The organism is Natrialba chahannaoensis JCM 10990, assembly GCF_000337135.1.
Classification (GTDB): domain Archaea; phylum Halobacteriota; class Halobacteria; order Halobacteriales; family Natrialbaceae; genus Natrialba; species Natrialba chahannaoensis.
This window is the reverse complement of record NZ_AOIN01000096.1, coordinates 1-23345: the sequence shown is the minus strand read 5'-3', so window position 1 is coordinate 23345 and position 23345 is coordinate 1. Positions and strand designations below refer to the sequence as shown.

General features: G+C 61.0%; 20 protein-coding genes, 1 tRNA gene and 1 pseudogene. 7 read left to right on the top strand and 15 right to left on the bottom strand.

All coding sequences use genetic code 11. The annotated features are described in order from the left end of the window. Positions 1-170: 170 nt before the first annotated feature. Complete coding sequence (locus C482_RS17770; RefSeq protein WP_006169176.1) at positions 171-548, top strand: hypothetical protein; 378 nt, start codon at positions 171-173, stop codon at positions 546-548. A gap of 188 nt (positions 549-736) precedes the next feature. Here C482_RS17770 and C482_RS17765 read toward each other — a convergent pair whose 3' ends face one another. From C482_RS17765 to C482_RS17755, 3 genes are all read right to left on the bottom strand, one after another. After that, the gene (locus C482_RS17765; RefSeq protein WP_006169175.1) at positions 737-1366 is read right to left on the bottom strand and encodes an 8-oxo-dGTP diphosphatase; all 630 of its coding nucleotides are present in this window, start codon (positions 1364-1366) and stop codon (positions 737-739) included. 77 nt (positions 1367-1443) lie between these two features. Then, positions 1444-2775, bottom strand: coding sequence for an aminotransferase family protein (locus tag C482_RS17760; RefSeq protein WP_006169174.1), 1332 nt, complete (start codon positions 2773-2775; stop codon positions 1444-1446). Between the two features lie 357 nt (positions 2776-3132). Next, a complete protein-coding gene (locus C482_RS17755) occupies positions 3133-3564 on the bottom strand; it encodes a CBS domain-containing protein (protein WP_006169173.1) in 432 nt (143 codons plus the stop codon). Between the two features lie 165 nt (positions 3565-3729). Between C482_RS17755 and C482_RS17750 the strand changes: the two genes are divergently transcribed. Together C482_RS17750 and C482_RS17745 are read left to right on the top strand one after the other, a co-directional pair. Beyond that, entirely contained in the window at positions 3730-5373 is a 1644-nt protein-coding gene (locus C482_RS17750; protein WP_006169172.1) for a thiamine pyrophosphate-binding protein, read from the top strand. 85 nt (positions 5374-5458) lie between these two features. Continuing rightward, entirely contained in the window at positions 5459-6793 is a 1335-nt protein-coding gene (locus C482_RS17745) for an MFS transporter (RefSeq protein ID WP_006169171.1), read from the top strand. A gap of 522 nt (positions 6794-7315) precedes the next feature. Here C482_RS17745 and C482_RS17740 read toward each other — a convergent pair. Further along, on the bottom strand, positions 7316-9247 hold the full coding sequence (locus C482_RS17740) for a CocE/NonD family hydrolase (protein WP_006169170.1): 1932 nt from the start codon (positions 9245-9247) through the stop codon (positions 7316-7318). 290 nt (positions 9248-9537) lie between these two features. Between C482_RS17740 and C482_RS17735 the strand changes: the two genes are divergently transcribed. After that, positions 9538-9777 carry a DUF2061 domain-containing protein gene (locus tag C482_RS17735; RefSeq protein WP_006169169.1) on the top strand — a complete coding sequence of 80 codons (240 nt, stop codon included), beginning with the start codon at positions 9538-9540 and terminating at the stop codon, positions 9775-9777. A 594-nt stretch (positions 9778-10371) separates the two neighbouring features. Here C482_RS17735 and C482_RS17725 read toward each other — a convergent pair. The 9 genes from C482_RS17725 to C482_RS17685 form a co-directional block, all read right to left on the bottom strand. Further along, positions 10372-10443: transfer RNA gene (locus C482_RS17725), tRNA-Ala, on the bottom strand. A 122-nt stretch (positions 10444-10565) separates the two neighbouring features. Beyond that, complete coding sequence (locus C482_RS17720; protein WP_006169167.1) at positions 10566-11291, bottom strand: rhomboid family intramembrane serine protease; 726 nt, start codon at positions 11289-11291, stop codon at positions 10566-10568. A gap of 272 nt (positions 11292-11563) precedes the next feature. Further along, positions 11564-11872 carry a 30S ribosomal protein S10 gene (rpsJ, locus tag C482_RS17715; protein ID WP_004215311.1) on the bottom strand — a complete coding sequence of 103 codons (309 nt, stop codon included), beginning with the start codon at positions 11870-11872 and terminating at the stop codon, positions 11564-11566. Further along, positions 11873-13135, bottom strand: coding sequence for a translation elongation factor EF-1 subunit alpha (gene tuf / locus C482_RS17710; protein ID WP_006169166.1), 1263 nt, complete (start codon positions 13133-13135; stop codon positions 11873-11875). 208 nt (positions 13136-13343) lie between these two features. Beyond that, positions 13344-14303 carry a homoserine dehydrogenase gene (locus tag C482_RS17705; RefSeq protein WP_006169165.1) on the bottom strand — a complete coding sequence of 320 codons (960 nt, stop codon included), beginning with the start codon at positions 14301-14303 and terminating at the stop codon, positions 13344-13346. Next, positions 14303-14980 (bottom strand): hypothetical protein, encoded by a 678-nt coding sequence (locus C482_RS17700; protein WP_006169164.1) that lies wholly within the window; start codon positions 14978-14980, stop codon positions 14303-14305. Before C482_RS17700 ends, C482_RS17705 begins: the two co-directional genes overlap by 1 nt. 153 nt (positions 14981-15133) lie before the next feature. After that, positions 15134-15517: a NifU family protein gene (locus C482_RS17695; RefSeq protein WP_006169163.1), complete on the bottom strand. Its 384-nt coding sequence runs from the start codon at positions 15515-15517 to the stop codon at positions 15134-15136. A gap of 123 nt (positions 15518-15640) precedes the next feature. Then, entirely contained in the window at positions 15641-17197 is a 1557-nt protein-coding gene (locus tag C482_RS17690; protein ID WP_006169162.1) for an LVIVD repeat-containing protein, read from the bottom strand. Between the two features lie 51 nt (positions 17198-17248). Further along, positions 17249-18226, bottom strand: a complete 978-nt coding sequence (locus C482_RS17685) for an ROK family protein (RefSeq protein WP_006169161.1) — start codon at positions 18224-18226, stop codon at positions 17249-17251. Between the two features lie 323 nt (positions 18227-18549). On the opposite strand from C482_RS17685, the pseudogene C482_RS17680 reads away from it, so the two are divergent. Beyond that, a pseudogene (locus C482_RS17680) lies at positions 18550-18939 on the top strand (hypothetical protein); the annotation flags it as partial. 378 nt (positions 18940-19317) lie between these two features. Here C482_RS17680 and C482_RS17675 read toward each other — a convergent pair. After that, positions 19318-19785, bottom strand: coding sequence for a universal stress protein (locus C482_RS17675; RefSeq protein WP_006169159.1), 468 nt, complete (start codon positions 19783-19785; stop codon positions 19318-19320). Between the two features lie 114 nt (positions 19786-19899). Between C482_RS17675 and C482_RS17670 the strand changes: the two genes are divergently transcribed. Next, positions 19900-20658, top strand: a complete 759-nt coding sequence (locus C482_RS17670) for an SDR family NAD(P)-dependent oxidoreductase (protein ID WP_006169158.1) — start codon at positions 19900-19902, stop codon at positions 20656-20658. Between the two features lie 30 nt (positions 20659-20688). Here C482_RS17670 and C482_RS17665 read toward each other — a convergent pair whose 3' ends face one another. Beyond that, the gene (locus tag C482_RS17665) at positions 20689-21933 is read right to left on the bottom strand and encodes a digeranylgeranylglycerophospholipid reductase (protein WP_006169157.1); all 1245 of its coding nucleotides are present in this window, start codon (positions 21931-21933) and stop codon (positions 20689-20691) included. Positions 21934-22242: 309 nt separating this feature from the next. On the opposite strand from C482_RS17665, the gene C482_RS17660 reads away from it, so the two are divergent. Continuing rightward, on the top strand, positions 22243-23022 hold the full coding sequence (locus C482_RS17660) for a DUF7839 domain-containing protein (protein ID WP_006169156.1): 780 nt from the start codon (positions 22243-22245) through the stop codon (positions 23020-23022). Positions 23023-23345 lie beyond the last annotated feature (323 nt).

Sequence of the window (23345 nt, the reverse complement as noted above, 5' to 3'; positions counted from 1 at the left end):
CCACAGCAATACGCTGTCTCGACCTAGCATAGCACGGAGTGGGGACCATCACCGATGGTGTCCCCGAAGACAAAGGCTATATATTTTCGATCAGGAATGGTAATATTATGCACCGACGGCGGCTGCTCAGTTCTCTCGCTGTCTGTAGCGTAGGAGCGCTCGCTGGCTGCATGGACACACTCGGACGTAGTGACGAGAACGAGTATGCGACGCTACAGCGACTCCCCCTCGCGAATATCCGAGACATGCCAATCGTCGCCGAGCTCAGAATCGAACAGGCCGAAACAGACGATGTCATCTTCACTGAGACGTACGAACTGCCAGCGGCTGAGGACGGATTCGAGGCAGTCTCCGTCGACTGTGTCTGGCCAGACGATCCACTACGCGTGATGACCCGAGACGCTGATACCGAGGACTGGGTGACACTCGCAACGGCAGATCGGTCAGACTGCCTGAGTCTCCTTGCTGAACTTCACGGCGGTGGTGTCTCCTACTACAGTTCCACCGACGAGTGTCCGATTCGGGCGCTAGAGTGTCACGGTGAGTGACTGCAGGCTGGTACTCTCCCGACCATCCCATCTCATCCCTTCCTACCCAATCCCGGATTTACAGTACGGCGACACCTGCAACGTTCCTGCTATTGCGCCAGTTCCTGCCAGCACACCACAACCACTCCGTTTCGGAGATGGTGCCCGACCTGATTCTGTTCTGACACAGCAATACGACTCTGGCCGTTCTATCGTGACTCGAACGAAACACCCCACTCGAGTTCGTGGTCCACGAACGCCGCCTCATCGAGGGGCGGCCCGCCCGCGAAGTGGAACTCGCCGGCGACGGTGTCGCCTTCGAGGACGCCCGGCAGCCAGAGTCGGTCGTCCTCCCACATCTGGTCGTAGGGCACCTCTTCAACCGGTACCCACTCCGGACGCGCCTCGTCCGAGGGGCGCGGTTCACCGGCGAACTCGGTCGTCCGGAAGACGTGACAGACGGTGTGGACCTCCTCGTCGAGCAAGAAGGTGAGCTCGCCGGCGTACTCGAGTGCGTCGGGATCGGTCTCGAGGCCGACTTCCTCGCGGGTTTCGCGGACGGCACATTCCCGTGGCGTCTCGCCGGGTTCGAGTTTGCCGCCGGGACCGTTGTACCAGCCTTCGCCGAGACCGCGACGCTTTTCGATGAGGAGGACGTCTCCGCTGGAATCGGTTGTGGCTGGTTGTGGGTAGCTGGTGTTGTCGGTTTCGCTGGGTTCGGCGGGTGTGTCAGTTGTAGCGGTTTCAGCGATCTCACCATACTTATCGGGTTCGGTGGTCTCAGCGGTACCGGCGGGCTCGGACTCTCGGAGGACGAAACAGAGCGTCGCCTCGATCATTGGATGACTCTGGTTGTTCGTTCGTCGCGTGTGAGATAAAGACGGCTGTTCGCTGATTGTTGCTTGTGGCTGCGACCTCAGAACACGTCCGCGACCGCCGCGTCCAGCGCGTCGAGAACCGTCTCGATCTCCTCAGCTGTCGTACACAGCGGCGGCGAGAGCAGGATCTGGGTGGCTGGTCGGCCGATGCCGACGAGAACACCACGGTCTTCGAGGGTCGAAATGACGTCCCAGACCGGGTTTTCCTCGTCGTCACTGTCCACGCGCGGGTCGTAGAACGGCTCGCCCGTCTCCGGATCTTCGAAGGCCACACCCCAGAGGTAGCCACGACCTCTCGTGTCCGCGACTACGTCGTACTGGGACTCGAGTTCCGCTAGGCCGTCCTCGAAGAGCGAGGCGTTCTCGCGGACGTTGTCGATCTGGCTGTCTTCGTAGACATCAATTGCGGCAAGGGCGGCCGCACAGCCGACCGGGTGGCCGCCGAACGTTTGGCCGAGGTCGAAGCCATCCTCCTGGACGCCCGAAATGAGCTCAGGACGAACGAGCACGCCAGCCAGCGGTGCGTAGGAGCTCGTAACACCCTTTGCGAACGTGATCATGTCCGGTTCGACGTCCTCGGTTTCGATTCCGAACCACTCGCCACAGCGGCCGAAGCCGGTGATGACCTCGTCTGCGATCAGCAGGATGTCGTACTTGTCACAGAGTTCACGGACGCGAGCGAAGTAGCCCGGCGGGGCTGGGTAGCCGCCACTCGAGCCCGCAACTGGCTCCATCATGATCGCGGCGATGGAATCTGGGTCCTCGTTGCGAATGACGAAGTCGAGATGGTCGGCCGCCAGTTCGGCGAGTTCTTCGGGACTGTCGGCGTTGAACGGCGACGGGTGAGACATCGGCGGGAGAAACTTCGCCGAACCAGTCGTCGCGGCGTGACTCTCGACGAGGGCGCGCGTTTCGGGGTCGCCGGAGAGGCTGCCGGCACCGTAGGTCGAGCCGTGGTACGACCGCCATCGGGTCAGAATCTTCGAGCCACCGGTGTGATTGCGCGCGATCTGGACGGCGAGTTCGTTCGCTTCGCTTCCGGTGACCGAAAACATGACGTTCGAGAAGTCACCGGGCGCGATCTCGACCAGTCGTTCGCCGAGTTCGGACCGCACTGGAGAGTGCTTCGAGGAAGAGACGTACTGGATCTGTGCTAACTGCTCGGTCATCGCGTCGATGATCTGCTGATTCCCGTGGCCGGCGTTGACACAGTACAGCTGCGAGGCGAAATCGAGGTATTTCTCGCCCTCGTCGTCGACGACCGTCGCGCCGTCACCCGATTCGAGTGTCAACGGACTCCCGTCTGGGTCGTACCAGTGTGGGATCGTGGTGGGGATTTCGTCCTGATTGCCAGTGGGTTCTTCTAGCATACACTGTTCATCGGCACAGGGGTAGTTAATTGTTGTCCTGTAACAAGCACTCTGTTGATCTGAACGACGAATTTTGCGGACGGTAGTCGAACAGTACACAACTGGTTTGGACAGTACTCGAGTGCCGGCTGGTGGCGGATACTGTTCATTCGGCCAGTGACGTGGACCGAAAACGAGTGAACTGTCGACTGTGAGTCGGTTGGCCGGGTCGAGGACGTCACTGGTGTTTAGCTGAATTGAGAGAGACGAACAGCGAACTCGCCTGGAGACGAGTGCAGCCGAGATTCCACCGTGACTGTGTGGTTGAGCGAGGATGGTACTCGAGTAGGACGGATGGTTGCTGGTCGGCGACTGTGTCTAGCGACACGTGGCCGTTTCGATAGACGGGCTACTGTGTGGCGTCCGACTGTGGGACAGGTAGGATGCGAGGTCAGTCGTCGTCACGATGCCAATAACGCCCTCGTCCTCGTCGACGACTGGGAGGTGGTGACAGCCGTGTTCGAGCATGGTGGCTGCTGCGTCGCGGACACTGTCTTGCGCCGAGACGGTGACGACGTCGTCGGTCATGTAGCGTTCGACGGTCGTTTCGGCCTTTGGTTGACTCTGGGCGACGATATCAACGAAGTCAGTCGTCGTCAGGATGCCCGCGAGATGGTTGTCCGAGTCAACGACGATGACGGAGCCGATATCGTTCTCACGCATGATCTGTCCGGCAGGTTCGACCAACGTGTCCCGTTGTACCGTGTGGAGTGACGTGGACATGATGCGGCCGACGAAGATGTCTTCCATACTACTATCTTATCCTATAGGAATATAATACTTTGCTATGAGTTATCTACTAGCATGGGGGATCTGTATGCGTGTCAACCAGCAACCAATATAAGCTAACAATTCACGTGCTGGCCTATGATCAAGTGGTGAACCTTTACGCTCCCGTGAGTCACACCCATCAGTATGCGAATTAATGAGGCGGTCATCGATCGACTGGTTGCAAACGGGGTTGACACCCTGTTCGGTATCCCCGGTAAACAGACCCTGCCGCTGAACGAAGCAATCAGCGAGCGCACGGACATCGACTTCGTCATGGCTCGCCACGAAACCGCTGTCTCCCATCAGGCGTGGGGATACGCCGAAACCAGCGGCGGCCTGGCCGCAACCGTCGTCATCCCCGGTCCCGGCGACATGAACGCTATGAACGGCCTGAAGAACGCGCTCAACGACTGCACACCACTCGTCCACATGGCAGTTGAGACCGAACCCGAGATCCGCGGCGGCGACGGCATCCACGAAACGCCACCAGACACCTACGACAACGTCGTCAAAGAGAACGTCACGGTCGAAACCCCCGAGAGCACGATCGCCGAACTCCAGCGTGCGATCGACATCGCACTTACCGCGCCGATGGGACCAGTCCGCGTCGGCATCCCCAAGAACTTCCTTCCGATGGACGTCCCCCTCGCCGAACCCGGCAAAACCGAAACCCGAACTGTGGGCTCCCCCGCCGACGAACGAATCGCCGAAGCCGCTGACCTCCTCGCCGAGTCAGAACACCCAATTATCATCGCCGGGGGCGGCGTCCGCGCGTCCGACGCGAGCGAGGAACTCGCGTCCCTCGCCGAAACACTCGACGCTCCGGTCTTCCCGACCTACAAGGGCAAGGCCGTTCTCCCCGACGACCACGACCTCTTTGCGGGCGTGCTCTGTGGCGGCACCGGCAGCGCCGTCAAAGACCAGATCGCCGCCGCAGACGCGGCCCTCGGTATCGGCACCGACCTCGATGCCGTCACGATGAAACACTGGGAAATCGACGTCCCAGACGACCTGGTCCACGTCACTCTCGACGCCGACGACATCGGCGTCGGCTACGACCCCGCGGTCGGCATCGTCGCAGACGCCGGCCGAACGATGAGTGCACTCGAGTCCGCTCTCGAAACCCGTTCGCTCGCTTCATCGAATGGATACGAACGTGCGCGAGAAACGCGCCAGGCCGTTGAGGATCGGCTCGCGGAACTGGTCGCGGTCGACGAATCGCCACTGCCGTCCCCTAGTGCGCTGTCGGCGATTCGAGATGCGGTGCCCCGAGAGGCAGTCGTCGCGGCCGACGCGGGTGGCTTCCGCCTCTGGTCGCTCGTGATGTTCGAGGCGTACGAGCCCCGCGATTATGTCAATCCGGGATCGTGGGCGACGATGGGGTCGGGCGTGCCCTCTGCCATCGGCGCGAAGGCGGCGAATCCGGACCAGGACGTTGTTGCACTCACCGGCGACGGCGGACTGATGATGTGCGTCCACGAGCTGCACACGCTGGCTGACGAGGACATAGACGTAACTGTGATCGTGCTCAACAACAGCGATTACGCGATCATCAGCGAGGAGGCCGAACGCAGCTACCGAATGGAGGCGAGCGAGTACGGCTGGCAGGATGTCCCGCTTGACTTCGATGCCATCGCGTCTGGGATGGGACTCGAGACGATGCGTGCTGGCACGCCAGACGAGATTCGCGAGACGGTTGCCGAAGCGATCGAGAGTGAGGGGCCGACGCTGGTCGAGATTCCGACGGACCCACACGAACCGCAGGCGAGCGTCTGGATGGCGGAGTAAGACGGTAGCGGTCCCGCTACTCGGTCGGTCAGTTTCTCTGGCTTGCTAACCGTTATACCACGGGCAGACAGTGATGTGTCTAGAGATGAGTACTGCGCAGACGGATCGGATGAGCGACAACGACCGCTCGATCACGGGATTTGTGATGATCTCGCACGCGGTCGTTCACACGTACGAGCTCTCGATTCCGATTCTAATGGTGATCTGGCTCACGGAGTTCAGCGTGAGCACGGCGATTCTCGGCACTGCGGTCGCGGTCGGCTACGGCCTGTTCGGCGTCGGTGCGCTGCCGGCCGGCATTCTGGTCGATCGGTTCGGTTCACGCGAACTCGTGTTGGTCTGTCTGGCCGGGATGGGCGGTTCGTTCCTCCTGTTGAGCGCCGCACAGGGTATCGTGTCGATCACGCTAGCGCTCTGTGTCTGGGGAATCGCGGCGAGTATCTACCACCCGGCGGGGCTCTCGCTGATCTCGACCGGCGTCGAGCAACGTGGTACCGGCTTCGCCTACCACGGGATAGCCGGCAACTTCGGCATCGCCTTCGGACCGTTGCTGACGGCGATTCTGCTGTTGTTCTTCGACTGGCGTCTCGTCACTGCAATTCTCGTCGTCCCGGCCGGCCTCGCGATTCTCTACGCGGTGACGGCGAGTTTCGACGAGAAGGCTGCGGTCGAGACGCAGCCTGATGGTGGTCGAGAGCCGGCAGACGAAAGCACCGACGCCGACGGCGATACCGGCGGATCAACCGGCGAACAGGCCGACGGGCAGATGTCGCTCTCGCGATTCCTCTCGGACAGCCGCGCGCTGTTCACCCTCGGCTTTACGATCGCAATGGTCGTCGTCATGATGAACGGGCTGTTCTACCGCGGAACGCTGACCTTCTTGCCGGACGTGCTGAGTAACTTCATGCCTGATGTCGCCGAGCAGCTACAGTTGTTCGATCCCGGTAGCCCAATGGCCGAGGAGTTTGACCCTGCCTCCTACCTCTACGCCGGGCTCCTGATGGTCGGCATGGCCGGCCAGTACGTCGGCGGGAAGCTTACCGACCGGATCCGGACAGAGACCGGCCTTGCGGTGATCTTCGGCTCGCTCGCCGGCGTCGCCGTGCTGTTCGTCCCCGTCGCAGAGGCCGGCCTCGTTCCACTACTCATCATTGGGTCGGTGCTCGGCTTCCTGTTGTTCTCCCTGCAGCCGATGTACCAGGCCACTATCGCGGAGTATAGCCCGCCCGGAGAGCGTGGTCTCTCCTACGGCTACACGTATCTCGGTGTCTTCGGCGTCGGTGCTGCCGGCGCGGCGATCGCCGGTTTCCTTCTTTCAATCGTCACGGTCTGGCAAACGTTCGCCGCACTTGCGGCCTTCCCCGTCGTGGGTGCCACTCTCGCGATCGTGCTTCGCCGCACTGGTGACCGGCGCGACTGAATTCTGGCCGCCACAACCGATACTGGGTTCGATGCACCGTCTCGCCAAGAGATGCCTGTCTCTCAAGACCGGTCGAAACAGAAAGGAGCAACCGCTGCACTGGGTTCTCCGAACGATAATTCCTCAGATGAACTGTGGTGATTCTTTACTGGAAACCGCTTAACCGAGGAAGCCATCGCCGGTAAGCAGCGTGTTCACCGTCGTTGCAGCCGTAACGAGCGCCACGAAACCGATGACGAGAACTGCCCTAGCAGGCAGGAACGCACTTCCGGGAGACATCGAGCAAGAGCCAGCCAAGTGTTTGAACGGCGACTCCGCAACCGCTGTCTCTTATACACATNATGTGTATAAGAGACAGGTCGTCGGGTTCTCAAGTTTCCAATCACAGTCAGCGTCGCGACCACGACCACGATCAGAATCTGTCCGTCGATCACCCAGACACCCAGACACCACATCCCGCGTGGAAAATGCATGTGACGATCCACGTGACGAGTCATCGAGATGATCGAAACAGCGGGCCGGTCACTCCGAGAGCGCCGCCGACATCGCGTCCTCGCCACCAACGATCGGAAGACGGACCGTACTCTTCGAGAGATCAACCGAGATTTCGACGCGCGTCTCCGGCGGCTGGAGCATTCCGTGTCCGGGATCGGTCGACAGCAACACGATTCCGAGCCGGGAGCCCGCATCGAAGACTCTATCGGCCGCCTGCAGGTTGAATTCGACGTGATACGGCCGCCCTGGTGGGTGCAACGCGAACGTCTCGCTCATTGACTTCCGATTCTGTGGGTTCATCCAGCCCCGATTGACGATCTCTGCCTCGCCATCCGCGTCGTACTCGACCAGCAACGCGGTCACGTTCGCGGCCGGTTCGTCGAACGACAGCGTCAGGTCCGGGATCACAGTCCCACTGAGTCGCACGTCTTCAGACAGCGGTTCGGTCGTGTAGACGAGGCGATTGTCGGACTCGTCGGCGTTTGCGTGCGTCTCGATGAAGATGTTGGGGTCGTCGACCAGCGACTCCGTTACCGGCGGCCCAGTGGGGGACTCGAGTGTCAGTCCGCCCTGCGTCTGGCCGCCGGGTGCGAACGAGAGGTCGACGTGCTCGGTATCGGTGTGTGGCCAGTCGGCTTCAGCGGCGAGCGAGCCAGCCTCTCGTTCGACCGTGATCGGCGGTTCGTCCATCACGTCGTTTTCGACGTCAAACAGCCAGTAGGAGTACCAGCGGTTGAGGAGATCAACCCAGGCCTCGTCGTCGACACCGCGGTGAAGCGGATCGGAGTGGCCGCCCTGGTGAAGCCACATCCGGTAGGGCTTGTCGTGTTTTCTGAGTTGTTCGACCAGTTTCGAGGCGTTCGAGGTTTCGACGTTGAAATCGTAGAGCCCGTGGCAGATGAGTACGCCGCAGTCGACGTTCTCGACGTCCGGGAGATAGTTGCGCTCGTGCCACCAGTCGTTGTAGTTGCCGGTCGTCCGATCTTGCCCGTTCTCGACGAGTTCTCTGGCAGATTCACAACGTTCGCCACCTTCGCGGCTCATGATGAAGTCGAACAGGCCACCCATGTCCAGTCTGGACGCGACGTGGCCGTTCGCACGGTAGTAGTCGTACCAGTTTGAAATCGCGACGATGGGGACGATTGCCTCAAGACCGTCGACACCGGTCGCGGCGACGCCGTTTGCGAGCGTGCCGTTGTACGAGATTCCCATCATCCCGGCGCTGCCGGTCGTCCAGTCCGCCTCAACCGTCTGTCCGCCTTCTCGTGCATCGTAAGCGTCCGCCCGGCCGTTGAGCCAGTCGACGACGGTCCTGATCCCCTCGATTTCGGTGTCACCGCCGACGTCGGGGCAGCCAGTTGATTTCTCCGTGCCGATCGAGGCTGCATAGGCCCAGATGAAGCCACACTGGAGCAGTTCGTCTTCGAAGGCTGACGGACCGATCTGGGGACCATCACTGCCGGTGAATTCGGCAAGGTGAGAGTAATCGTCGTACACTGCTCGTGAGCGGTCCTCGGGACCGCCATCGAGGTCACGTCCCGGTTTGTCGGGCTCGTACAGTTCCTCGTTCGGAGAGTATCCCCAGGCTGGCTGGCTTTCACCGTAGTACGGACTTGGTTCGATGACGACCGGCAACTGTAGATCACTATTCACTGTCGAGGCTGGCCGCGCGATCTCGACGTGCACGCGGTCCGGCTCACCGGTTCCGTCGGTGTCGAGCGACGTTTCGACCCAGTAGTTTTCACGGATCACGTCGTCGTCGCCGAAGACCGGCTGTGCACGCCCGTCCTTGAACGTTGGTTCAGCGTCGACCGAATCGAAATCAGTAGCAGCAGCTGGGATCGTCGCACCCGCTATCGCACCGGTCGCGACGGCCGTCTGAAGCACTCGCCGTCGAGTCGTTCCACTCTCACGCACGCGTTCTTCACCGTCACCGTCACCATCACGAGGTATTGACATACACCGTCACAAACACAACACTGTGTTTTAATTATTACCTTCGATAACAGCTAGCGGTTAGTGATTCTTGGCCCACTCGATAATTCAGCATACCCGCTGCACATCACAAGAAGCGCATCCGACCGATATTATGGCCGAGTATGCTCGTATCCATAAAACAGGTTTCTCCAACCAACACGGGGATCATCTGTGGGGAATATAATATCAAGTGCGTTTGACCCAGTTGCCGAAGGAGTGAGGTTATCGAAACTGGTTACTCAACCACAGAATGATAACTAGTATCGATTATCATGAGGCGGTACTTCACCTGGTCTCCTCACCAGGGACAAGCCCGTGCGATCGTGAAGACACTCTGTTATCGGCTGTTTATGGTCTTGATTACCATTACCGTCGCATGGGCCATCACTGGGAACGGGACAGAGGCAGTCAGTATTGGGATCGTTACAAACGTCACAAAGACATTCACCTATTACTTTTACGAGCGAGCGTGGGATCACATCACCTGGGGAATTGACCCAGATCCCAACTGATCACCAGATTTGAGCAGTCCTATTCAGTGGCCACTGTCAGTTCGAACCTCTCGGTTGTCGACCGCTCGGCGAGCGCCCTCGTCTGGTGGGCTGGCTGAACGAGAGACGTCCAGTTCTCGACATCGGGGAGTCGACTCCCAGGTGCCGAACCGATCGTGATGTGGGCACCACAGTGTTCGCAGGTTGAGTGGTCGACCGACGGCCACAGTACGACCGTCACGCCGACGATACTTGTCTTCCTTCGCTGAAATCGCGTGACTGCGTAGGGGTGAATCCCGTGCTGGCAATCATTCCGTTCTGAGGGGTTGTTTGTACGAAAAAATTGCTACTGCATAATTTCTCGCCAGTCGCTATCCCGGCGACTATCGGAACAATTCGAAACGTTACAGAATCGCAATGCGCTCGCCGGGAGTGAGCAAACCGGAGGGTTTGCGATGTTTGACGAGGGCGCTACGCAATGCGAGTGATACGAGCGGAGAGAAGTGGACTCGTCGGGATTTGAACCCGAAACCAGACGTGCTCGCTTTCGCTGCGCGCGACTGGTAGGACTCCAAATTCCGTCTCGAACACTCTCGCTCGTAAAACTCGCTCCGATGGACTCGTCGGGATTTGAACCCGAGGCCTCTTCCTTGCGAAGGAAGCGATCTACCACTGATCTACGAGCCCTCGCACATTTCTAACTCGGGTCTGTATTTGTAGCTTGTGTTTTGAGAGGGGCCTGTCCCCGTATAGTCACTGCCACACCGTGGCTGTCACGGCTCCCAGCAGACATCTCCACCCCGTTTCGATCAACCCACAGACCGACGCGTACTCGAGTTCCCTCGAACCTGCAACACGCGAGCGCGCCCGGCGAGCAAGCCGAGCAGGAAGCCGGTGAAGTGAGCGATTAGAGCGACGCCGGGTGCGGCGGTCGTGAGGGTGACGACGATCGCGAGACCGACGAAGACGACGATCGTCACCCACTGTGGCACGTCGATGATCGACGCGAAGCCAGCGGAGAGTCGGTTGCCAGTGATGAGGTAACCAAGAAGTGCGAAGATAGCACCGCTCGCGCCGAGCACGCCGACGGGCTCGCCGCTGATAAACGGGGCAGCGGCCGCGAAGCCGCTGAGAAGGACCTGTGAGATGCCGGCGATCGAGCCGGTGACGAGGACGAACGTGTGAAAGCGCGCACGCGACGTTGCGCGGGCGACTGGCCACCCGAAGACGATCAGTGCAAGGCTGTTCGAGAGGAGGTGCCAGAGGCCGCCATGGGCGTAGACACTGGTTACGATAGTCCAGGGGTTCTCGACGAGTGGGAGAGTGAGCACAAACAGGCCAGTCATCAGGCCGACGAGATCCGTGATGGCCTGAATGAAAAAGACAAGTCCGAAAATGGTGAGCAGTTCGAAGATGGGGCTAGACGTGTCGTTGCTGGCGGAGGGTCCAGAGGCGCTTGCACCAGTGTCGGGTGAGCGGGAGGCCGATCGTGAACGCGAGCGTGCGCCAGGGCGTGGCTGCGATCGGTTGGCCATACAGTTCCTTCGGTAGGACGCGATAAAAGTCTGCACGCCTGGTCTGGCTGTCCTGGGAGTAGCTGTGGCTGGTTCGACTTCGGTTGCTGAGCCTTGGTGGCCAGTGGCTGTAACGTAATGACCCGAGACGAGTGCAGCGGCTCTGCAAAAGCTGCGTGCTGGTCGTAAATAGATGGGTGAAAACGCAGCGCGACGACGATGGGGACATCCCATCTCGTCACAGTTGATCAATGATCGGCTTTCCAACTAGCAGACGTCAGTGAGACGCCGGCTTAGTCTTCGAGGACGATCTCGATCGAAACGTCGTTTGGCACCTGGATGCGCATGAGCTGTCGGAGTGCGCGTTCGTCGGCGTCCAGATCGATCAGGCGCTTGTGGACGCGCATCTCCCAGTGCTCCCACGTCGCGGTGCCCTCGCCGTCAGGCGACTTCCGGGTCGGCACCTCGAGGGTCTTGGTCGGCAGCGGAATCGGACCGCTGAGGTTGACGCCGGTGTTGTTCGCAATCTCGCGGACGTCGTCGCAGATGTCGTCTAAGTCGTCTGGACTCGTGCCCGCGAGTCGAACGCGTGCCTGCTGCATTTATTTCTCGTTGACGTCGAGGACCTTGCCGGCCGCGATGGTCTGACCCATGTCACGGATGGCGAAGCTCCCGAGTTCTGGGATCTCGCTGGATGGCTCGATGCTGAGGGGCTTCTGTGGGCGGATGGTGACCACAGCAGCGTCACCCGACTGGATGAAGTCTGGGTTCTCCTCGGCGACCTCGCCGCTGGATGGGTCCATCTTCTTGTCGATGGACTCGATCGTACAGGCGACCTGCGAGGTGTGTGCGTGGAAGACCGGCGTGTAGCCAGCCGTGATCACGGATGGGTGCTGCATGACGACGACCTGTGCCTGGAACGTCTCGGCGACGCTTGGTGGCTCGTCGGCTGGGCCACAGACGTCACCGCGGCGGATGTCGTCCTTACCGATGCCGCGGACGTTGAATCCGACGTTGTCGCCGGGTTCTGCCTTTGGCACCTCTTCGTGGTGCATCTCGATCGTCTTGACCTCGCCGCCAACGTCGCTTGGCTGGAAGGAGACGTCGTCGCCGATGTTCATGACACCGGTCTCGATACGTCCGACTGGGACGGTACCGATTCCGGAAATCGTGTAGACGTCCTGAATTGGGAGTCGGAGTGGGGCGTCCGTTGGTGGCTGTGGCTCTGGCAGGTCGTTGAGTGCCTCGAGGAGGGTCTCCTCGCTGTACCACGACGTGTTGTCGGAGGCGTCTGCGATGTTGTCGCCTTCGAACGCCGAGATTGGGATGAACGAAGCGTCGTCCGTGTTGAACTGGACCTGCTTGAGGAGCTGTGTGACTTCCTCAACGACATCATCGTAGGTCGACTCTTTGTAGTCGACGACGTCCATCTTGTTGACGCCGATGATGAGTTCGTCAATACCGAGGGTACGAGCCAGGAAGACGTGCTCCTGGGTCTGGGGCGCGACACCGTCGTCAGCAGCGACGACGAGGACGGCGTTGTCCGCCTGGGATGCGCCCGTGATCATGTTCTTGACGAAGTCGCGGTGGCCAGGACAGTCGACGATAGTGAAGTCGTACTCGTCGGTGGTGAACTCCTGGTGGGCGATGTCGATGGTGACACCACGCTCTCGCTCCTCGGCGAGGTTGTCCATCACGTAGGCGAACTCGAAGCCGCCCTTGCCCTTCTCTTCTGCTTCTTCGCGGTGCTGTTCGATGACGTGCTCGGGAACGCTCCCCGTCTCGTAGAGGAGTCGGCCCACGAGCGTACTTTTCCCGTGGTCAACGTGACCAATTACGGCCAGGTTCTGGTGTCGTTCGCTCATTGTTGTAGCTCACGCGCAGAGGCGCTTATATCGGTCTCTTTGTCTCGTTGCGGTTAAAACCATTTCGAAAGTCTATTCTGTCGAACCCCGCGCCTGCTTGCGGTTTGTGTCTCGTACACACGGTTTGACCATCAACTGGCCATCACTCGCAAGCAACTTGCAAGCAACTCGAAAGCAACTTGCAAGCCATGGAAACCTTCACAGATTGCTATAGCGGCGGCAGTCGCCCGACGTCAGAAAGTACCGCCGTCGCCGTTTCTGGGCCACCAGCACCGCGGCCACTCGAGTGCAACGAGCCTGCGTTTCGGGTCTTGATCTGAACGATGTTTCGCGTGCCGGTGACGGCGAGCGCGCCGTTCTCGGGGACGAGACGCGGGCCGACGCGGACGCCGTCGCGGGTGGCCTCACCGATGAGGCGGATCGTGCGCCCGTCCTCTGCGGCAAGGTCGAGCGCGCTGCCGGGGACGTTCTGGATGCCCTCGACGGTTGCATCCTCGAGTGAGAAGCCGCCGTCGGCGAGCACGTTCGCGAGGATGACGAACTTCAGGGCGGCGTCGGTGCCGTCGACGTCGAACGTCGGGTCGGCCTCTGCCACACCGAGGTCCTGTGCCTCTGCGAGGACGTGTTCGTAGTCAAGTCCTTCGGCGGCCATCCGGGTAAGGATGAAGTTCGCGGTACCGTTGAGAACGCCGCGGACGGCGGTGACGGCCTGCGACGTTGAGTCTTCGATGGTCGAAAGGACGGGAATCGCACCGCCGACGGTTGCCTCAAAGCGGACCGAGCCTGCGCTGTCGGCCTCGAGTTCACGGAGTTCTCCGTAGCGCTCGGCGACGGGACCCTTGTTTGCGAGGACGACGTGGTGGTCGGTCTCAAGTGCACGTTTCGCGTGCGTGAAGCCGGGGTCGGCGTCGCCGAGCGTCGTCGGCGTCGCCTCGACGAGCACGTCGTAGTCGGTTTCGAAGACGGCTGTCGGATCGGCATCACCGATCTCTTCACCACCGAGTTTACGGTCGAGAGCGTCTGCCACGTCGATTCCGTCAGGGTCGACGGTCGCTGTCGTCGAATCGGCGATCGCGACGACCTCGTGGCCATACTCACTTGCAAGGTCTGCAACGGAGCGGCCGACGTCACCCGCACCGAGAATCGCGAGTCGCTGGCTGGCTGCCATCAGGCCTCACCTCCGAGCAACGGCTCGACGATAGTGAGGTCCTTGTCCGCCCCGATAGATCGAATGGACTCGAGTGCGGCGTCGGTTCGTCCGGAGTCGACAGCGAGTCGAAGGCGGGCACTGGAAGTAGCGTCGGTGCCGTCAGGGGCGGCGAGCGAGAGGTCGATGACGGCAGCCTCGGCTTCGGCCTCGATTCGTGAAAGGGTTTCCGAGAGGTCGTTCTCGACGAGGTGGCCGACGAAGACGATAGAGATTTCTTCGCCGTAGCGCTCGGCACCGGCCTGGATGACGTTGACGCCGGCGTCGCGCAGTCCTTCGACGATGTCGTCGAAGCGGTCTGGCGGGCACTCGAGATCGACCTCGACGGGGATGTGCCCGCGTGGTGTGATGTTGCCGCGTTCGTGGTGAATACTCAAGAGGTTGCCGCCGTTGTCCGAGATTGGGGAGAGTGCACGGAGCAACTCGCCGGGTTCGTCGACGAGTTCGAGGCGGACGGTGTAGGGTCGAACGCCGCCGTCGGTTTCGGTTTCAGCTTCGGTTTCGGTATCGGTATCGGTATCGGTATCGGTTTCAGTGTCGGCGTTGGTTTCGACTGCTGTCTCGGCTGTCGCTTCGACTGCAGAGTCGGCTGCAGCGTCGCGGTCGCTGTCCGAACCGCCGATTGGTTCGTTACCCATCACCGTCACCTCCCGTGGTCGGGCATCCACACGTCGTCATGGTGACTAACTCCGTAACTCGAGCGTAAAAGGATATAGGAATACTCAAAACTGACCGACCCTGTCAACGTGAGACACGCCGCTGTAACTGACAAACGTGTTCGCCAAACCACCTCAAAGGTGGTCTTCCCCGGGGTTCGACGAGCCCCAGTCACCGCGACCGCCCTCCGTTCGGTCGATTCCCATGATGGACTCGGCCTGCTCCGGACCGCCGAGACTCTCGCGTGCGTCGGGGACTCGAACCGTCACCTCGTCGATTTCGGGCCACTGGATCAGTTCTGCCTTGATATTCCCCGTGGTTACGTCGCTGACCGAACATCCTTTACAGCCACCGCCAAGTTCGATGATAACCTCACCGGTTTCGGGGTCGGCCTCGCGAACGGCACTCGTCCCGCCGTGCATCTGGATGATTGGCATTTCGCGAGTGAGCCAGGCCTCGACGCGCTCTCGGAGCGTCGTTTCGGCGTCAGCGTCGGTGTCGGCGTCGGCGTTACTCATTACCCGGCCTACGAACTCGAACGGTGAATAGGTTTGGACCGCAAAACCGAACGTCAGGAACGATCACGAGGGTTTTGCGGACATCCACGGAAGAGCCAGCCGCAAATCACCTCGCAAACTGAGTCACTCCTGTGACGACTCAACTGCGGAATCAGACCGCTGTCGACGAACCATCTCGAATCCGAGCGCGCTGCCAGCAACGCCGGCCGCCCCGGCAACGCCGGCAGCCGTGAATCCTGGGATGGAATCTGCCATGTCACTTCCGCCGGTGCCGTCGTCATCGTCACCGCCCCCATCTTTGCCACCCGACTCACTGTCGTCCACCTGCGCCGGGAACACCAGCAGTGCACCCTCGGTATCAGCGCTCTGAATTATCTCCGTGCTGCTCGCGACGAACGTCTCACCGGACTCGAGTACCCGCGCCGTCCAGAAGCCGAGCTCGTCGGCATCTCGCCAGCCTGCGAGTGCGGTGGGAGAGGTCGGGTCAGAGACGTCGTGGACCAGTACGCCACCGCGGTACCACGAGGAGTAGAGCCGGTCGTTTCGCAGTTCGAAGTTGTGGGCGGTCGTCCACATACCGTCGTTGTATCCCTCGTTCTCTGCAGGTGGTGCCTCGATCGTCGCCTGGTAGGTCGGCTCGCTTGGATCGCTCACGTCGTAGAGGTCGATCCCGCCCGGGCCGTCTGGGTCGTCGCCGCCAGTCGCCCAGGCCTCGCGGCCGACCCCGAGCAGGGTGCCAGTGTCGTCGACGGCCGAGTAGTGGTCGTTGCCCGGCAGCCCCTGCTGGGCGTCCGTCACGCCAGAGAACGGAATGTCCTGTTGCTCCTCGAGCTCCGTCTCGGCGACGTGGGAGATGTACCCCGGTTCGGTGGGATCGCTCACGTCGATCAGGTAGGTTCCCGCGTTCCAGTAGGCGAGATACGCGATTTCGTCGTGCACGTAGACATCGTGGAGGTATCGCAGGAGCCAGTGGACTTCCTCCCAGCCAGGCTCGTACTCGAGTAGCGACCAGCGACCGACCTCTTCGACGGTGTCGTCGCTAATATCGTAGATGACGAGCGGGTTTTCGGTGGGCTCCTCGCTGTTCGCGACGATGTACAGCAGATTGTCCTCGAGGAAACAGTTGTGAATGTGGTAGTCGGTTTCGTACGGTTCGGTGACGGCGACGGGGTCGGCGGGGTCGCTCACGTCGTAGCAGATGAAGCCATGGAAAATGGAGGCGGTAGTGTGGTTCGCCGGGCCTGGGACGACCAGGCGGTCACCGCTCACTTTAACGTCAAGGACCTCGGTCAGTGGCTCGTCATCGACGGTCAGACTGTCTTCGCGCGCGAGTACCTCCGGATCGGTCGGGTCGGAGACGTCGACAGTTGTGAATCCCGTCGCCGTTGCGAGATAGGCAGTCTCCCCGTCGTCGCCGACGACCGCTTCGGCCGCGCCGCCGATCGACGTGCGACCGAGTGGCTCGTAGGAATCAGGGAAAGCGTCCTGTAGCCTCAATTCGACCGGCTCGTCGGAAAACGAGTCGGGGTTGGTGGTCGTGATATTCGACTGTGAACCGGTAGCGACGGTCGCGTGCGAGGGAGCACACTCGTCAGTTGCGGACACCGAAGACGCGGACAGGGCGGCACTGAGACCGGCCCCGGTGGTCAGACCGGAGCGGAGGAAGGCTCGTCGGCGCATACGTGGTATTGCGACGCACGGGTCAAGAAAGTAATCATTCGCCAAACCGGCTCAGGCGTCGAGATATCGCCGGTCACCGGTCCCTTTCGTCAATGCGCTCGCGACCGCGCCCTCAAGAACTACGTCGTCGCCGTGGTCGGTGACGCGAATCTCGGGCACGTTGTTGAGCAACATCTTGGAGACGCGTTCGCGGATTGGGTCGACGACGAGTTCCTCGTTGTGCAGCGCAACGGCACCGCCGAAGGAGACGACGATCGGCGCGAACGACTGGATGACGTTCGTCACGCCGATGGCGTTCCAGTGGGCAAGTTGGTCAATGACGTAGTCAGCGAGTTCGTCCTCGCCGGCGAACTCGAAGACATCCTTCGCGGTGAAGTCTGGGCTCTCGAGTGGGAGGTCAGTCGCAATCGTCGGGTCGTCGTCGGCCAGCAGTTGCGCAAAGTCAGGGATACCGTTGCCCGAGCAGTAGGCTTCCCAGTGGCCGTCGTGGCCACAGCCACAGGTTAGTCGGCCGCGCGGGTCGACGATACAGTGACCGACCTCCCCGGCGTTGCCGTCCCAGCCGTCGAGGATTTCACCGTCACAGCAGACGCCAGCGCCGACGCCCGAGGAGATGGTGATGTAAACCATGTCGTCAGGGTTTCGGTCGGCGTGAAAGCGCTCGCCAATAACTCCTGCAGTGGTGTCATTGTGGAGGTGCACCTCGTCTGTTTGGAGAAGCTTTTCGATCGGCCCAGTGAGTGGAATGCGGTCGATCGAGTCCGGCAGGTTCGCTGGGTCGATAACAGCACCTTCCGCGAGGTCGAACGGACCGATCGAACCGATGCCGGCGGCCACGACGTTTTCCGGCGTAACGCCGGCGTCGCCGCAGGCTTCGCGCAGCGTCCGGAGGACCCCTTCTGTCACGTCGATTCCCGTCGGTCCGCGTGGTGTGGCGTTTCGACTGACGCCGATCGTCGTCCCGTCGTCCGTGGCGATCGCCGCCCGGACGTTCGTCGCGCCGAGATCGACGCCCGCATAGTAGACCATCCTGTTCGAATGACCGCTGTCACGTTACTTAACTACACATATTGTACTCGACGATGAGTAGTTCCTTCGATAGGTCGTCTCGAACGTCGGCGAGCGAACGGCGACACATGCTTGCCATTGTATAGCATAGATTCTGCATGGCGACTGACGACTCTCCAACCACCGATCCGCCGGCCAAGATCGATGGCACAAGCGAGGACGGGAGCAGAGACACCGACGCAACCAACTCCAAAAGCGAAACCGGGGGCAAAGACGAGGTCAAGACCGAGACCGAGGACACCCACACCCACACCCACAACCGAGAAACCGACGAGCCCCAGGCACCCGGACCTCCCCTCTCCGAACAGGAACTCGCTGCCCTCCACGAAGTCGAACTTGGACTCGAATGGATTCAGCGTGCGCAGGGTTATCTTCTCGAGTTCCATCACGCGACGGGCCACGGCATAGATCACATAGACGAGGCCGAAACACACCTCCGTACGGCTGGACACGACGATCTCGCAGCGGCCATCAGGCGCGATCTACTCCCGCACGGCGTCGTCGACGACGACCGGTGGTCCTACGACGTTCTCGAGGATTTTCAGGCGACGCTCCTCGCGGAAACGGTTGCGCTCGAACGCCGGGTCCGGGACGAGCTCGCGGACGGTGAGCGACACGTTGCCGAACGCCGGCAAGAACGGGAGTGGAAGTACCTGGCCGACGAAGAGCGGTAAGTGTCCGATGAACGAAGGGCAAGGTCCGCTCTGGCGTCTGCAAGATAATGGTAAATCCCGCCTGTGGAACGGGTAAACGGACGAGCGGATAGGACTAGGGAAATGAGCGGACAAGTGGGTGCGGGACGCGCAGACGAGCACCGAAACGTCGAATACGGACATCCAGTTGCTCCGGTACGACCGAGCGGGAGAACTCGAGTACGATTCGTTTGCGGTGGATGATGCAGTGGCGGAATAGCAACCGCTCGAATCGGTAGCGCTCGGCTCCCAGTCGACCGTAGACCGCCGAACTGGAGTCGAACAGCGCTGGCGGGTGTATCCTCACGTGTTCAGACGTTCAACGGACGCGTTCCCGCCAGCATACGGGTCAACACCTGCTCACGCCTCGTCGTCCTCGTCGTTCCGGACGAACGTCACCGGACACGGTGCCGACAGCAACACCTCCTGAGCCGTCGATCCGAACACCGCCTTCCCTGTCGGCGAACGACGCCGGCCACCGACCACGACACGGTCTGCATCCTCCTCAGTCGCCAACTCGACGATCGTCGGCCCGTGGTCGCCGACCGCACCGCGAGTCTCGTACTCGATCTCATGCTCGTCGAGCACGTCCCGAAGCTCTCGAATCGTCGAGTGGCGCGTCGCAACCTCGTCTGGGTCGACACCCTCGAGTTCGGTGTCGAACTCGAGTTGGGAGAGGACCTCGTCGTACTCGGAATCGGTAAAGACGTGTCCGAGGACGACGGTCGCGTCGGCCGGTTTGGCGACCTCGACGACGGTTTCTGCCAGTTTGGTGCTGCGGTCAGCATCGCCAGGTCCAACGGCGAGCAAGACAGTTTCCAGTGTCATACCCCATGTATGTGCGGGGGGATACTTAACTTCGGTAGCCGTTCCCGTGGCGACGACACGTCGTGGTTCGGCGTCCCAGGCGGCTTTTTTATCCACTCTCGACGAGGGAGAGGTATGGACGAGCACGCACTCGAGAACCGGACCGTTCTCGTGACGGGAAGCGCACGCGGCGTCGGCCGGGAACTCCTGCTGGCGACGGCAGAGTACGGCGCAGACACCGCGGTTCACTACCATACGAGCGCTGACGCGGCCCGTGAGGTTGCCGAGGAAGCCCGCTCCCGCGGTGGCGGCGACACAGAAGCGATGACGGTCCAGGCTGATGTCACCGATCCCGAAAGTGTCGACGGACTCTTCAACGCCGTTGAATCCGAACTCGGGGGCGTTGACGTGCTGGTGAACAACGTCGGCGACTTCGCGCCCAGCCACTGGGACGAACTCGAGTTCGAGACGTGGAATCGCGTCCTAGAGACCAATCTCAACGGCACCTATCTCTGTTCGAAGCGGGCGCTAGCGGGGATGCGTGAAGGGGACCGAGACGAGGAGTACGGCCGTATCGTCAATATCGGCTACGCCTCGAGCGAAAAGGGGCTAGTGAGCCCGGTGAATTTCCCGTACTTCGTCGCAAAGGCGGGCGTGTTGATGTTTACCCGGATGCTGGCTGCGGATACGCAGGAAGACGACGTGACTGTCAACGCGATTTCTCCGTACGTCGTCGAGAACTCGGACGAGTTCCCCGTGGAATTGCCACGTGGCCGCCCAGCGAGCTTCGACGATCTGGCGCAGCCGCTGTTGTTCTTCCTCGATCCCAGTTCGGGGTATATCAGCGGCGAGAATATCGAAGTCGACGGTGGCTGGTTACCGGAGCACGTTTGAGCGCGCCGATGCAAGAAACGCCCGCTCCGCTTAGAACCCGGCTCCGAAGCCAAACTCCTGTTTCGCAAAGCGTGCGAGCAACGGAATGTCGCCCGGACTGAACAGGTTTGCAATCGCGCGGACGTTCCCGCGATTTGCCTTTGCCAGCGTATCGTCGTCGAGTTGGCGCAGATTCTGCATGAACTCATCGTAGCGCTCGTTCTCTGCGAGGTAGAGCAGCTTCGTCATCCAGAGGCGCTTTTGCATGTTCGGCGCGACCTCACGGTGCCAGAGCGTGTCGTAAACCTCGAGGTTCTCTGCGGACGGCTCGATGTTTCCGTGTTTGAGACAGCTATCAACTGCTGCTGCTGCCATCCGGCCGGACTGCATGCACTTGTTGATTCCCTCCCCCCAGAGCGGGTCGACCGTCGGAACCGTGTCACCGATGGCCATGAATCGATCGGTGTGCATTTTCCCAGGCATCTGGATGTGGGCCGAGCCGCGGTGTTGCTTGCCCTCGATCCGCGTCGCGTTCTGGAACCGCGGGTCGGTGTCGAGCCAGTGGTCGAGGTAGTCGTCGATCGCGAACCCATCGCGTGCGTATCGGTCATGGCCGTTGTTCTGGATGTAACAGAGACCGATCTTGGCTGTATCTTCGCCAGTGTGGAAGATCCACGAGTAGCCCCCTGGCGCGATTTCGTGATCCAGGCGCAGCATCATCGCGTCGTGGAGATCTGCAAACCCAGGGCGATCGATGTCGATTCCCTCGAACTCGTACTCGATGCCAATAGCGTGGTTCTTGCGCTCCAAGTCGCTCACACCGAGTTTCTTCGCGATCGGCGCTGCCGGCCCTGTCGCATCGATCATCACGTCGCCGTAGACCTCCTGATCGCCGTTGTAGGTCATGCCGACGATCTCACCGTCCTCCATAATCGGCGCGGTCGCGCGCGACTCGAAATAGTACTCCGCACCCGCCTTCTGGCCGTCCTCAACGAGATAGCGCTTGAAGTCAGCGAACTCGAGTACTGCGCCGGGCTGTTCTTTCACGTAGTGGTCGGTCGGCGACTCGAGGACGACGCTGTCGGTGTACTGCATGACGACGTCGTCGGGAATGCCGAACGAAGCCATCATCGAGGGGAACGTTCCGGCGGTCGATTTGTTACTCTGTCGCGGGAACTCGTCCTCGGACTCGGTTTCGAGGACGACGACGTCGTATCCGCGCGTCGCGAGGTCACGGGCACATTGGGCACCCGCCGGCCCGGCACCGGCGATCACCACGTCGTAGCGGTCGGTCATACTCGTGTGACTCTCTCGAACCCTAATGAGTTTGTTCAGTCGTCGCTGTGAGCGATTGGACTCGAGTCCGTCCCAACACTAGGGAAAATCAGGTGTTCGAGGTTGCTAGACAGTGATGGATAGGGATTCGACTCACTTGGTGCTTGGCAGCTGATGCTTGGCGGTTGGTGTTTGGTGTTCAGAGACGAGATGCCGGGACGAGATACAGATGAGATACTGATGAGATGAACGTGCAAAAGAAGAGCAGTCATGCCTATCCACGCACGTCGACCGCGTACCTTTTTGCTCTCCTCGGAACAAAGAGGGCGTATGGTCGACGTCCTCGACAACAAACGGGCCGCGACGCGATTTCGGATCCTCGTACAGATCGCCGAGCGCCAGCCCGCCGTCAGCCAGGGGGAGATCGCCGAGGAAGTCGGCGTGACGAGCCAGGCCGTCAGCGAGTACATCCGTGATCTCGTCGATGACGGCCTCGTCGAAAAGGAAGGCCGGTCGCGCTACCGCGTCACCCGCGAGGGCGTCGACTGGCTCTTTCGCGCCGCAGACGACGTGCGTCGCTTCGCAGACCACGTCACCGGTGACGTTCTCGGTGCAATGAGCGAAGACGCCTACATCGCTGCCGATGATATCGAAGAGGGCAACACCGTCTCACTGACACTCGAGGACGGCCTCCTTCACGCGACCCCAGGCGGAGAGGGTCCCGCAACCGGTATCGCCACCACCGACGCCGAGGCCGGCACCGACGTCGGTGTCACGAGTTTCGAGGGCGTGATGGAACTCGAACCCGGCTCCGTGACTGTTCTTCAGGTGCCGACGGTTCGAACCGGCGGCAGTCGCGCGATGGCCGACGAGACAGTTCGTGACGCCTGCGACGACGCCGACCTCGTCGTGGCGACGGGTGTCGAAGCGACCGTCGCCTGTCGGCAGGCAGATGTCGAACCCGCAGTGACGTTCGCCGTCGGCGAAGTCTCGGCCGACGCTGCTGAACACGGACTCGAGGTAACTGCCATCGCGACAACGGATGCCGTCGGACGCGTTACGGACGCGTTTCGGGATGCGGACGTGGCGTACGAGGTACTCGAGGGATAACGCTGGGCCGGTGTCGAACCGCGAGTAGCAGTAATCGGCGATACTCCGACTACAAACCTGATGTTGCGAAGATACCTCTATGATGCACAGGTTTCACGACTAAACAGGCTGAAAGAACTCTCCGAGAGCCGTTGAGAACGCACTTCTGAGAAACCTATCGGATAGCTCTCAGGAAACCACTGGAGAAACCGCGCTCAGGACAGCGCTGGCGCTCCCGAGCGAGGAGAGTCCAGCGGAAACGAGTGGGTTAGTCGGGTGGGTCGAGGCCGTAATTCTTCTTGGCGAACGTCAGGAACGAGTTCGCCGTGAGCGCCGGCCCGTCC